The organism is Streptomyces sp. HPF1205 (genome assembly GCF_020400825.1).
Classification (GTDB): Bacteria; Actinomycetota; Actinomycetes; order Streptomycetales; family Streptomycetaceae; genus Actinacidiphila.
In genome coordinates this window covers 1-12521 of record NZ_JAINVH010000044.1, presented here as the reverse complement: position 1 = coordinate 12521, position 12521 = coordinate 1, and the positions used below count along the sequence as shown (strand labels likewise).

Below are 12521 nucleotides of genomic sequence, written 5' to 3'. Positions count from 1 at the left end.
CCGGCCGCCCCGTCACCGCGCGAGCGCGTCCGCCGCCAGGGCGGCGGCCGCGGCCCGGTCGAGGCGTCCGTCGGCGACGACGGTGACGACCCTGCGTACCAGCGTCTCGCCGGGGGCGACGGGCAGGCGGCGCGCCGCGGCCAGCGAGGACCCGACGCCCGGGTACTCGGCCGCGCGGACGAACCACGGGTCGAGGCGGGTCGGCGGCGTGCCCCCGGCGAACACCAGCGTCCACGAGGCGCCCACGAGCGCCAGCCAGTCGGCCGGCCGGCCGTGCGCCGCCTCCTCGCCCTCGGTGTCGGCGGTGAAGACGGCGGGCGCCGACGCCTCCTTGGGCGCCCGCCAGAAGAAGCCGCCGTAGCCGGCGCCGGGGCGGCCGTTGGTCGCCGGACTGCCGATCGACAGCGGCCGCCCGCAGGTGTTGGTGAGCGCGAACGTGAGGTCCACCGCCCACGCGCCGGTCGTGAGCCCGCCGACCGCGACCGTCCTGCGCTCCCGCAGCAGCTCCGTACCCTCGGCGCCCGGTCCGCCCGGTCCGCCCGGTCCGCCCGGTCCGCCCTGGCCGGCCCGCCAGCTCAGCTCCTCCTCGAATCCCTCGGCGCCGCAGCGCGGGAACCTCAGGTGCCGCTGGACGCCGTGATTGCCGAGCTCCACCGGGCCGCGGCCCTGCACGAAGGTGCGCCCGCCCCAGAAGTTCGCGCCCTCGACGTCGGGCACCGCCACGCCTGCCCCGAGGTGGTGCAGGTGGTCGTCCGGCATCACCTCGGTGACACATGTGCCGCCGGGTGTGAACACCGGGTGCAGGAAAGGCCGCGGTGACAACCGCTGCGCGAGCGCGGGCGCCACGGCGTAACCGCACACCACCCGTCCGTCGGCCCGCAGTTCCAGGTCGGCCGCGAGCGGGCCCGAGGACCGGGCGGCGGCGGGCCGGCCCGGCTCGGGTGCCGCGCTCATCGCTCCGCGGTTTCCGGCCGGTCCCCGCTCGCGGGCGGCGGCCCGGCGTCCTGCCCGGTGCGGGCCGGCGGCGGCGCCGCCTCCCGCGGGTCGGGGAAGGCCCGCGCCACGAAGTCCGCTATGTGGTCGTGCAGCAGACGGGCCGCGCCCTCCGCGTCGCCGTCGAGCGCGTGCGTGAGGATCTGGTGGTGCTCCAGCGCCTCGCCCTCCCAGGAGGGTACGGCGGCCCAGGCGACGCTGGACACGAGGGCCGCCTGGTCGCGCAGGTCGTCCAGCATGCGGGCGAGCAGCGGATTGCCGCAGCCCTGGTACAGCGCCCGGTGGAAGTCCCGGTTGGCCAGGCTGCGTTCGGCCCGGTCACCGGCATCCGCGGCCCGCGCCAGGGCCTCGCGCGCGGCGTCCAGGGACGCGCCCCGGCTCACCGTCCGCCGCAGCGCCTCCGGTTCCAGCAGCAGCCGGACGTCGTACACCTCGTGCGCCATCGCGGCGTCCACGGTGCGCACCGCGACACCCTTGTACTGGTTCATCACCACCAGCCCCGAACCGGCCAGCGTCTTCAGCGCCTCGCGCACCGGCGTCTTGGACACGCCGAACTGCTGGGCCAGTTCGGCCTCCACGAGCGCCAGCCCGGGGCGCAACTGGCCGGTGAGGATGCGGTGCTTGATGGCCTCCAGGACGTACTGGGTGCGCGAGGGGATCGGGCTCGGGGCCGCTGCCTGTGTCAAGGGATCCAGATCTTCCGGTGTCGCGTCTCATATATGACGTACGAAGAGTACGCGATGAACGTAGGCGCGTCTTTCGCCCCCCGTCAACGTCCTTGGCCAAGTATTTCCCCGAGACGGCGCTTCGCCCCGGGCCGTCACTTCCGCAGGAACGTCGACCAGTCCGGTGACTCGCCCGGGTCGAGGCCGCGCAGCGCGGCCAGGACCGCCGGGTCCTGGGCGTCGAGCCAGTCGCACAGCTCCTTGAAGGACACGCAGCGCACCCCGGGGCGGGTGCACACGTCCTTGACGACGTCCTCGACGGCCTGCATGTAGATGCCGCCGTTCCACGTCTCGAAGTGATTGCCGATGAACAGCGGGGCGCGGCTGCCGTGGTACGCGCGCTCGAAGCCGTTGAGGTAGCCCTCCCGGGTGAGCTGCTCCCACTGCCCGTACTTCGCCGGGTCGCCCTGGGTGACGTCGCCGCCGGACTGGTGGTACAGGAAGTTGAAGTCCATGGACAGCACCTGGAAGTCCTTGCCGGGGTACGGCACCAGCTCCAGCGGGAAGTCCCAGACCCCGTCCTTCTTGGCCGGCCACTGCTGGAAGTCGCCTGGCGAGCTCGCGTCGTAGCGCCAGCCGAGCGACTTCTCGGCCGGCAGCAGGTTCTTCTGCCCCTCCAGGCACGGGGCGCGGCCGCCGACGAGCTCCTGGTCGTAGTCGAAGGGCAGCGGCGCGATGTCGGTGAAGCCGGTGTTCGTCCTCCAGTCGCGGACGAACGACTTGGCCTGCGCGATCTCGCTCAGCCAGTCCTCGGTGGTCCAGTTGCCGCCGCCCCCGGGGTCGGGGGCGCAGAAGTGGCCGTTGAAGTGGGTGCCGATCTCGTCGCCGTCCTCCCAGGCCAGCCGCAACTGCTGCAGGGTCCAGCGGATGTGCCGGTCGGTGGGGAAGTCGATCGCCGCGGAGCCCGGTGAGTGCATCGGCGGGTGGTACAGGGTGCGCTTGGCCTTCGGCAGCAGGTACATGCCGCTGAGGAAGAACGTCATATGGGCGTTGTTCCGTTTCGCCACCTCGCGGAAGCGGGAGAAGAGGTGGTCGTCGTTCTCCAGGGCGCCGTCCCACGAGAAGACCACGAACTGGGGCGGCCTCTCACCGGGCTTGAGCTTCTGCGGCTTCAACTGGTGCGGCTGCGGCCCCGTGTAGGAGGTCGAGCCGTCCCCGATCACCTTGTTCCTGCCGTCCCCGGTGGGCGTCGGCGCCGTCGCCCGGGCCGCCCCCTCGGGCGCCGGCCGCCTCCCCCCGGCCGCGGTGCCGCCCGACGGGGCCGGCCCGGTCCCGTGCCGCCCGCCCCCGGCCGCCGAGTCGTCCCCGCCGCCCGAGGACCCCGCCGCGCCCGAGACCGCGGCGATCGCGCCGAGCAGACCGGCGCACAGCAGACCGCACAGCACGTAGAGGCGCAGGCGCGGGCGGGCGCCGGTCCCGGACGCGGTCATCGGCTGCCGTATTCGCTGCAGTATCGGCTGCCATATCCGCTGCCGTAATGAACGCATGCAGGTCTCCTGGTCGGACGACGGGGCGAAGGCGCCGACGGGAGGAACCGCGCCGGCGCCGGCCGCCCACTCTGCGGTCCGCGCATGATGGTCCTTGGCCCAAAGGATCACGGATGCGTAACGGCCGTGGCGCCCGGCTGCCCGGCTCCGTCGGGACCCACCGCCGTCAACACCGCGGCCCCGCCTGTTGCAGGACCGTGACGATCCGGTCCAGCAACCGCCCAAAACCCTGCCTAGCTTGAGCCGCGCGGGAGCCCGGGCGGGTTCCCGGCTCAGGCACGGCAGCCGCGGCCCGCGGCTGCGGCACGGCGGTTGCAGCGAGGATGCGGATGCTCACACGGCGGCTCAAGGCCGCGGCGCGGCGGATACGGCAGGCGCGCCCGGCGGGTCGGACAGGACGGACGGCGCGGGAACGGGGGGCGATCCGGTTACCGGCCGGCCGCCTGCCGCGAGCGGTCCGGCGCGGCCTGCGCCGGCTGCGGCCGCGCTACCCCCGACCGGACCGCACCGGGATACGGCGCTGGCTGCCCTCCCCGCGCCAGATCCTCCTGACGTGCGTGTGGTTCGTCCTCGCCCTGGCCGGCCTGATCGGCTACGCGTACGAGCGCACCGCGATCCCGTCCGACCTCAACGCCTTCGCCACCCAGCAGGACAACGTCTACTACTGGGCCGACGGCACCGAGATGGCCCGGGTCGGCCCGGTCGACCGGCAGGCGATGCCGCTGGACCGCATCCCCTCGTCCGTCCAGTGGGCGGTGCTGGCCGCGGAGAACGCCGGCTTCTACCACGACCACGGGGTCTCGCCCAGGGGCCTGCTGCGCGCCCTGAGCGCCATGGCCACCGGCGGCGACGTGCAGGGCGGCTCCACCATCACCCAGCAGTACGTCAAGAACGTCTACCTCGACCAGGCCCAGACGCTCTCCCGCAAGATGAACGAGATCTTCATCTCGATCAAGCTCGACAACAAGGTGAGCAAACAGCAGATCCTCGACGGCTACCTCAACACCAGCTGGTTCGGCCGCGGTGCCTACGGCGTCCAGCGGGCGGCCAAGGCCTACTACGGCAAGGACGTCTCGCAATTGAACCCCAGTGAGGCCGCCTTCCTCGCCTCGCTGCTCAAGGGCGCCGGACTCTACGACCCGGCGATCAGCCCGGCCAACCACCGCCGGGCGGTGGCCCGCTGGAAGTGGGTGCTGGACCGCATGGTCGCCATCGGCCGGCTCTCACCCGCCGAACGCGCCAGGTACACGGTCTTCCCCGAACCCGAGCCGCCGCCGCGGCCGCCCGGCCTCAGCGGGCAGACCGGCTACCTGGTGGACACCGCGCGCACGTACCTGTCCGAGCACAGCGGCATCTCCGACGCCCGGTTCGACCTCGGCGGCTACCAGATCTACACGACCTTCCGGAAACCCGACGTCGACGGGCTGGCGAGCGCGGTCGAGCAGGGCATGGCGGACCTGCGCCCCGCGACGCGCCGCGCCGACCGCGACGTCCGCGTCGGCGCCGCCTGCGTCGCCACCGACGGCCGCATCCTGGCCCTCTACGGCGGCCCGGACTACGTCACCCAGGGCTTCGACGACGCCAACATCTCCGTCGTCCCGGCCGGCACCACCTACGCCCCCCTGGTGTACGCGGCCGCCCTGCGCGACGGCGTCGTGCGCGCCCGCGACGCCCCCAGGGCGCCGGTCACCCCGGACTCGCTCTACGACGGCGACGACCACGTGCCGATACGGACCCCCGAAGGGCCCTACTGGAGCCGCGACGGCAGGATCGTCCGCACGGCCAACGAGGGCAAGCGCTCCTACGGCGAGATCACGCTGCGGCAGGCGATCGCCCAGGGCGTGGGCGGCCCCGTCATGCAACTGGGCATGGACGTCGGCATCGACCGGGTGCGGCAGGCGTCCGTGGACGCCGGTCTGCTCCCCCACAGCGGGTTCGGCGAACAGGTCCCGCTGTTCTCGCTCGGCACCGCCACCCCGAGCCCGATCCGCATGGCCGCCGCGTACTCGACCTTCGCGGCGGGCGGCACGCACACCGAACCGTACTCGGTGCTGCGCGTCACCCACGGGGGCGACCGGATCCCGTTGCCCGCCCCCGCCGTCACCCACCCGTTCTCCTCGCAGGTCGCCGCCGAGGTGACGGACGCACTGCGCGACAGCGTCACCTCCGGCGCCGGCCGGAAGGCCGCGGCGGCCGGACCGGGCCCGGCCGGGGTCCCGGGTACGGCGCCCGGCAACACCTCCGCGTCCTTCGCCGGCTACGACGCGCGCATGGCCACGGTCGTGACCGTCTTCCGCATCGACCCCCCGACCCAGCGGCTGCTGCCGCTGACCGGGACGCAGGGCCGGCCCGCCTCGCGCCCCGGCAGCGACATGCCGACCGCGATCTGGACCCGCTACATGGCCGGCGCGCGCTGAGCACCGGCCGGCCGTGGGGCCGGCCCGGCCGGCGCCCGTTCCGGGCGCCGGCGCCGGTCGCTTACCGTGTGACCACGCGAAACGTCTCACGACAAGGTGGTCCCAGATGGCCCTGTTCGACCTTTCCCTCGACGAGCTGCGCGATTACCGCAGCGCGGGCACCGAGCCCGGGGACTTCGACGCGTTCTGGAGCACGACGCTCAAGGAGGCCCGCGCCTTCGACCTGGACGCACGCTTCGAACCGGTCGAGACCGGGCTGTCGACGGTCGAGGTGTACGACGTGACCTTCGCCGGGTTCGGCGGCCACCCGGTCAAGGGCTGGCTGGTGCTGCCCGCCGCGACCACCGCCCCGCTGCCCGTGGTGGTGGAGTTCATCGGGTACGGCGGCGGGCGGAGCCTGCCGCACACCCACCTGCTGTGGGCGTCGACGGGCCGGGCGCACTTCGTGATGGACACCCGTGGCCAGGGCAGCGGGTGGGCTCCGGGCGACACCGCGGACCCGGTCGGCAGCGCGCCCGCCCACCCCGGCTTCATGACCAGGGGGATAGAGGACCCCGAAACCTACTACTACCGGCGGGTGTTCACCGACGCGGTACGGGCGGTGGAGGCGGCGCGCGCCCACCCGCTGACCGACGCCGCGCGCACCGCCGTGCTCGGCGGCAGCCAGGGCGGCGGCATCACCATAGCGGTGGGCGGGCTGGTGCCCGATCTGGCCGTGATCGCGCCCGACGTGCCCTTCCTGTGCGACTTCCCGCGCGCGACGACGATCACGGACCGCGATCCGTACCGGGAGGTGGGCCGGTACCTCAAGGCGCACCGCGGCCGCACCGGCCAGGTGATGCGCACGCTGTCCTACTTCGACGGCGTCCACTTCGCGGCCCGCGGCCGGGCCCCGGCCGTGTTCTCCGTGGCGCTGGAGGACCAGACCTGCCCGCCGTCGACGGTCTTCGCGGCCTTCAACGCCTGGGCGCACGAGGACAAGACGATCGAGGTCTACGACTTCAACGACCACGAGGGCGGCGGCGCGTTCCAGGAAGCGGTCCAGCTGCGCCGGCTGCCCGCCTACCTGTGACCGGCGGCCGGCGCGGCCCCGCCGTTCACCGGCCGAGCCACCGCGTCAGCCGGTCCGCCAGCTGAGCGTGGGCGCGGTGGACCCGGGCCTCCACGATGCCGGGCGGCACCTCGGTGATGCGGGCCATGTCGTGCTTGGAGTAGCCCTCGGCGTCGGCGAGGTAGAGGGTGAACCGGACGATCGGGGCGAGGGCGTCCATCGCCTCGCGCACCACCTCGTCCACCGCGTCGCGGACGCCGGGACCGCAGGGGAGCCCGCCGTCCGCCCGGACGCCGCCGGCCCGGGGGAGGCCGGCGGCGGTGGCCCCGGGGACGGAAGCGGTGGCCCCGCGCGGCGCGCGCCCGTAGGGCTCCCGCTCGAACCATGCGCCGACCAGGTGCTGGTAGAGCCAGGCCGGCACCCCGGTCGCGGGACGGGCCCAGTGGAAGTCCCGGAAGGCGCGCTCGAACGCGCGCTGGACCAGCGCCTCGGCCGCGGGCCGGTCGCCGCCGGTCAGCCGGAGCGCTCCGGCGTAGACGCGGTCGAGATGGGGCAGCACCTCGTGCTCGAAGCGCTCCCCGCCCCGCGCGGTGACGTCGTGGAAAGGCTGGACCGCCGTGCTCATGCTGATCTCCCCGTCCCGTGGCTCAGCACCGATCGATGATCGATCAGATCTTCCCGCCGTATCGGCGCGATGTCCAACACCGATCCGTCATCGAACCGATAGGCCCAGCCTATGGGCCCGCGGAACGAAAGGAGCCCCCCTCACGCGTCCGGCGGCGCGCCCGTGCTGGAGGAGACCGCGAGGGTGGTGATCGATCCGTCCGGCCCGAACCTCACCATCGGGATGGCCTTGTCGCGCGGCGCGCCGGGGCTGGCGGGGTTGTCCAGATAGATCATGCCACTGGCGCCGGGCACCGCCTTGGCCCCGTACAGCAGCGACTGCATCTGCATCACCTCGTCGCCCGTCACCTGGGAACCGCCGGCGGCCGCGTACGTGATGGCCGCCTTGGCGGTCTCCATCGCGTCGTACCCCATGATCGCCTGGCCGTCGTCGAGCCTCTCGCCGGGGAAGTCGGCGCGGAACTCGCCCTTGGGCTGGAACGGCGCGACGGCGGCGGGCAGGTACGCCTTCGGCCGCACCTGCCAGGCGCCCGGGTGGGCCAGCCCGGTGTAGACCAGCTCGATCCGCCCGCGCTGCAGCGCCTTTCTGACCTGGTCGGCGCTCGGGGACTGGGCGACCTGGGAGACGTCGTCCCCGGACAGGACGCGCAGGGTGCGGTTGTCGCAGATGCGGGAGGCCAGCGGCGTGAGCAGCGAGGCCAGGTCGACCCCGCGCCCCGCGTAGTAGATGACGTCCGGGTTCTCCAGGCACAAGGTGGCCATCTGCTGGCTGAAGTAGGTGGCCACCGCGCGCTTCGTCGAGTCGTACGTCATGGTCGGGCCGGCCAGCAGCTCCTTGGGGTAGTGGGCGAGGAACTGCTGGCCGAGGGTCCTGGTGTACAGGTCGTCGGAGCGGGTGTCCTGGATCACCAGGACCCTCGGCCGTCCCTTGGCCAGGTACTGGGCGGCCGCCGCCGCCTCGTCGGCGTTGGGCGGGGCCACCCGTACCAGACCCGGTATGCCCGCCAGGTTGTCGGCCGTGAGCACCGAGCCGAAGGCGGCGATGTGCAGGTCACCGGTGATCCGCGTGATCGTGTCCCGGGTGGCGGTGATGCTGGTGCCCAGGCCCGCGGCCGCCACGATGCGGTCCGCGTCCCGGTGCTTGGCGAGCTGACGGAGCGTGTAGTCGCGCTGCGCGGTGTCGGAACCGGTGTGCGCGAGGAAGAGCCGGATGTGCAGCGTGGAGCCGCGATTGGCCAACTGCTGGGCCAGGTAGGCCCCTTCCAGCTCGTGCCTGATGGAGTCGGTGCTGTACGTGCTGCCCGCTCCCGTCGCCACCATCGGCATCAGGTAGACCACGCCGACCCACGGGGTGCCGCCCGGCGCGGCCGCCGCCGCGGCGACCCGCCGGTTCTCCGCGTGGATCCGGCCGAAGACGCCGTCGAGGTCGGGGGAGAAGGAGAACGAGCCGTCGGTCAGGCCCACGCACGCGTGGTCCGCGCCCACCTTGGCGACACCGTCCGCGCACCGGGTGCCGGCCGGCCGGGTCAGCCAGTACACGCCGGACCCGAGCAGCGCCAGGACGGCCGCCAGCACGGTGATCCCGCGCCAGCCCCGCCACCAGGGGCGCGGCGGATCCCAGGTGCCGGGTGAGGACGGGGCGTGCGCGCTCATCGCGATACCTCCTGCGGTGTCCCGGTCGTTCCGGCGGTCCCGCTGACGACAGCGGTTCCGGTGGTCCTGGTGGTCCCTGCCGTCCCTGCAGTCCCTGCAGTCCTGGTCACGCCGTGCGCGCCTCGTACCGCGCCGCCTCCGACCGCAGCACGGCCCCGTTGGCGTCCGCGTGCAGCGCCAGGTCCCGGAAGGTGGCGCTGATCGTGAAGTTGAGCTCCGGCTGGGCGCTCGGCAGCCGGTTGCGCGGATCGGCGGCCAGCCACAGCGCGGTGACCAGCAGCGTCAGCGCGCGATTGCGGCGAAAGCCGTCGGGCGCGAGCTCCCCGGCCAGGCGGTCCGCGCGCTGCGAGGCGGTGACCGCCACGTCCACCGGCTCGCGCATCGGCGCCGCGGTGATCGCGTACAGCTCGTACAGCCACGCCGTCGTGGGCAGGGCGCGCAGCGAGGCGTCCAGCCGGGAGACCACCTCCTCCAGGCGCCCGAGCGCCAGTTGGTGGTAGTGCGTGTCGAGCAGGTGCCCGTCCCGGCCCTTGTGCCAGTCGTACAGCCGCTCGTGGGCGGTGTCCCAGTCGGGGTACGGGTCCTGGGGTCCGCGCCCGGCCAGCTCCCGCAGCAGGAGCTGCCACAGCCACGGCTGCAGGACGGGGGAGTCGGGGAGCGGGTGCGGATGGGCGGCCGGGCCGGTGACCGGCAGGTAGCCCGAGCCGCGGCCGCCCCGGGTGCCCGCGTCCTCCGACAACGGCGGCACCAGGCACAGCCGCTCCGCGGCCTCCTCCAGCAGCTTCTCCCGCACCCGGCCGGGAAAGCCGTCCAGCAGGGGCGAGTTGACCGCCGCGTCCATGTCCCGGGCGGCGGCGCACGTCACCAGCCCCTGCAGGTGCTCCGGCTGGGTGCTCTGGAACAGGTAGTGCAGCGCCTCCTGGCGCAGGGTGGTCCGGTCCGGGGCGTCCCGGTCGACCGGACCGGAGTCCAGGATGCCGCGCAGCGCCGTGTCCGCGTCCGGCCGGTCGATCATCCGGGCCACCGCCCGCTGCATCCGCACCACGCTCCACGGATGCCCGTACGTCAGCCGGTGCACCAGCGGGGTCGCCTCCGGCAGCCGGGGCGCGACCGCCACGCCCAGCTGGGAGACCTGACCGGCCGTCAGGTCCGGCAGCCGCACCGAGTACCACCACCAGGACGCGTCCGCCGGGGACTGCGGGACGCCCGCGCGCCAGTCCGCGTAGCCCGCCCGGCCGGCCTCACGGATGCGCAGCCCGGCCGGCCCGGGGTCGAACGGGCCGGGCACGGCACGCGCGGTCGACGCGGTCGCCACCACCAGCAGCGGATCGCAGCCGCCGTCCGCGACGGCCAGCGCCTCGCGGACGCTCAGCACCAGCCGCAGGAAACGGGTGCCGCCGCCGTGGTCGATGTTGTCCAGGACCACCAGGCAATTGCGGTCGCGGGCACCGCCGGTCCTGCTGTCGTACGCGGCGCGCAGGTCGGACAGGAACGCCTCGCACAGCAGCCGGTCCACCCATTCCATGTCCGCCGGGTCCTCGCTCCTGGCGCGCTGGTTCAGCTCGGCCAGGGTGTCGAGCGGGTCGTGCCCGCCCACCTGCGCGTACCAGTCGAGGCCGGCCTGCGAGGCCGCGCCCAGCACGCGCGGGCCCAGGCCGCGCAGCAGCAGTGTGGCCAGCAGGCCGACGCCGGGGATCGGGACGATGTTGAAGTCGTTGAGCAGCCCCACGCCCTCCGACAGGGCCTCCAGCGGCCGCCCCACGTCGTGCCGGCGTGCCTCCTTCGTCGCTTTGGCGAGCTGCCGGCGGGCCTGGCCGGGACGGCTGGTGTCCAGCCGTAACTCGGGATCGGCGGCCACCAGCCCGTGCGCCAGGCGGGGGAAGGCCAGGCGCGGCTGGTGCGTGGTCCTCATCGACAGCCGGAAGGCCAGCCGGGCCGCCACCTCGTGGGGGCGCAGGGCGTAGGAGGCGAAGTCGTGGCCCGCCACCGGCGCGGTCGAGGCACGGTACGCGAGGTACTCCAGCACGCTCGTCTTGCCGCTGCCGTGCCGCCCGAGCAGCACCACCACCGGCAGGTCCCGGCCCCGCCGGCCGCGGTGGCCGCCTCCGGGACGTATCCAGCAGTCCCGTACCAGATCCTCGATGGACTCGATGCCCAGTGGCCGGGCCGGTGCGCCGGGCATGCTGCTGATCCCCCCTCAGCGCCGTGTACGCGGGCCCACATGGTGCCACGAACGGGTGGCGGGCGCACGGGGGTCGGGGCAGATAGCCGGTGGCCGCGGTCACGGCGGGACGCGGGGCCGCACCACGGGCAGGCCCGCGTCCCGCGGGCAGGGCCGACCCCTGCGCCGACCGCGGGCCCGCGCGGGATCCACGCGCCTGGGTCGTCTCAGTCGTCGTCCTCGGAGTCCTCCTCGCGCTCGCCCTCGGCCTGCGACGGGACCGTGTGCGGAATGTCGGCGTGCTCCGGCTCGTCGTCGCGTTCGCCCTCGGCCTGGGAAGGGGTCGGCTCGGTCATGGCGCACCTCCGTCCATCGGCTCCCAGCGGGTTCCCGCTCAGCCGGCGCGCAAACGCCCCGCCGCGCGAGCTGCGGGGACCGGCCGCGACGAGCCGATAGCCTGGGGCCGACAGGGCCGCCCGCGGGGAGAGCGTCGTGGAATGGTTCACGGATGCCGACTACTGGCTGGGCAGGCTGCTGTTCCAGCGCGGCCTGGCCGGGATCTACCTGCTGGCGTTCCTGTGCGCCGCCCTTCAGTTCCGCCCGCTGCTGGGGGAGCGGGGCCTGATGCCGGTGCCGCGCTACCTGGCGTCCGTACGGTTCCGGGACGCGCCCAGCGTCTTCCACCTGCACTACTGCGACCGCTGCTTCGCCGCGGTCGCGTGGGCGGGTGCGCTGCTGTCGGCCGCCGTGGCGGCCGGTGCCGCCGACCGGGTCCCGCTGTGGGCGGCGATGACGATGTGGGCGGCGCTGTGGGCGCTGTACCTGTCGATCGTCAACGTCGGCCAGACGTGGTTCTCCTTCGGGTGGGAGTCGCTGCTGCTGGAGGCCGGGTTCCTCGCGGTCTTCCTGGGCAACGGCTCCGTCGGCCCGCCGGTCCCGGTGCTGTGGCTGCTGCGCTGGCTGCTGTTCCGGCTGGAGTTCGGCGCGGGGCTGATCAAGATGCGCGGCGACCGGTGCTGGCGGGACCTGACCTGCCTGTACCACCACCACGAGACGCAGCCCATGCCGGGCCCGCTGAGCTGGTTCTTCCACCACCTGCCGAAGCCGGCGCACCGGGTGGAGACCGCCGCGAACCATGTGGCGCAGCTCGTCGCGCCCCTCGCGCTGTTCGTCCCGGGGCCCGCCGCGGGCGTGGCCGCCGCCTTCATGGTCCTCACCCAGTTGTGGCTGGTGGCCTCGGGCAACTTCGCCTGGCTGAACTGGCTGACCGTCGTGCCGGCACTGTCCGTGGTGGGCGGGCCGGCCGGCACCGGCCTGCTGGACGTCTCCGGGCCCGCGCGCCTCGGCGCCGTCTCGCGGACCGGCGGGCGCTGTCCCCGCCTCACCTCCGGGGGTGGCGGGTGGGTCAGT

The 12521-nt window shown here is 74.0% G+C and carries 10 protein-coding genes; 3 read left to right on the top strand and 7 right to left on the bottom strand.

What is annotated here, in order from left to right:
* Positions 1 to 12 precede the first annotated feature (12 nt).
* The 3 genes from K7G61_RS32355 to K7G61_RS32345 form a co-directional block, all read right to left on the bottom strand.
* Positions 13 to 954 carry a PmoA family protein gene (locus tag K7G61_RS32355; RefSeq protein WP_225850687.1) on the bottom strand — a complete coding sequence of 314 codons (942 nt, stop codon included), beginning with the start codon at positions 952 to 954 and terminating at the stop codon, positions 13 to 15.
* Positions 951 to 1679 carry a GntR family transcriptional regulator gene (locus tag K7G61_RS32350; protein ID WP_225850686.1) on the bottom strand — a complete coding sequence of 243 codons (729 nt, stop codon included), beginning with the start codon at positions 1677 to 1679 and terminating at the stop codon, positions 951 to 953. The genes K7G61_RS32355 and K7G61_RS32350 overlap by 4 nt, the downstream gene beginning before the upstream one ends.
* Before the next feature lie 134 nt (positions 1680 to 1813).
* On the bottom strand, positions 1814 to 3205 hold the full coding sequence (locus K7G61_RS32345; RefSeq protein ID WP_225850685.1) for a hypothetical protein: 1392 nt from the start codon (positions 3203 to 3205) through the stop codon (positions 1814 to 1816).
* 329 nt (positions 3206 to 3534) lie between these two features.
* On the opposite strand from K7G61_RS32345, the gene K7G61_RS32340 reads away from it, so the two are divergent.
* Together K7G61_RS32340 and K7G61_RS32335 are read left to right on the top strand one after the other, a co-directional pair.
* Positions 3535 to 5622, top strand: coding sequence for a transglycosylase domain-containing protein (locus tag K7G61_RS32340; RefSeq protein ID WP_225850684.1), 2088 nt, complete (start codon positions 3535 to 3537; stop codon positions 5620 to 5622).
* A 106-nt stretch (positions 5623 to 5728) separates the two neighbouring features.
* Positions 5729 to 6694, top strand: a complete 966-nt coding sequence (locus K7G61_RS32335; RefSeq protein WP_225850682.1) for an acetylxylan esterase — start codon at positions 5729 to 5731, stop codon at positions 6692 to 6694.
* Between the two features lie 25 nt (positions 6695 to 6719).
* Here the strand turns inward: K7G61_RS32335 and K7G61_RS32330 are convergent, their stop codons facing one another.
* The 4 genes from K7G61_RS32330 to K7G61_RS36705 form a co-directional block, all read right to left on the bottom strand.
* Complete coding sequence (locus tag K7G61_RS32330) at positions 6720 to 7298, bottom strand: RNA polymerase sigma factor (RefSeq protein WP_225850680.1); 579 nt, start codon at positions 7296 to 7298, stop codon at positions 6720 to 6722.
* 140 nt (positions 7299 to 7438) lie between these two features.
* Positions 7439 to 8950 (bottom strand): ABC transporter substrate-binding protein, encoded by a 1512-nt coding sequence (locus K7G61_RS32325; RefSeq protein WP_225850679.1) that lies wholly within the window; start codon positions 8948 to 8950, stop codon positions 7439 to 7441.
* Positions 8951 to 9056: 106 nt separating this feature from the next.
* On the bottom strand, positions 9057 to 11132 hold the full coding sequence (locus K7G61_RS32320) for a hypothetical protein (RefSeq protein WP_225850678.1): 2076 nt from the start codon (positions 11130 to 11132) through the stop codon (positions 9057 to 9059).
* 206 nt (positions 11133 to 11338) lie between these two features.
* The gene (locus tag K7G61_RS36705) at positions 11339 to 11467 is read right to left on the bottom strand and encodes a hypothetical protein (RefSeq protein WP_263985131.1); all 129 of its coding nucleotides are present in this window, start codon (positions 11465 to 11467) and stop codon (positions 11339 to 11341) included.
* A gap of 136 nt (positions 11468 to 11603) precedes the next feature.
* Here K7G61_RS36705 and K7G61_RS32315 point away from each other — a divergent pair.
* Positions 11604 to 12521, top strand: a 918-nt coding sequence (locus K7G61_RS32315) for a lipase maturation factor family protein (protein ID WP_225850677.1), incomplete at its 3' end; no start/stop codon positions are given.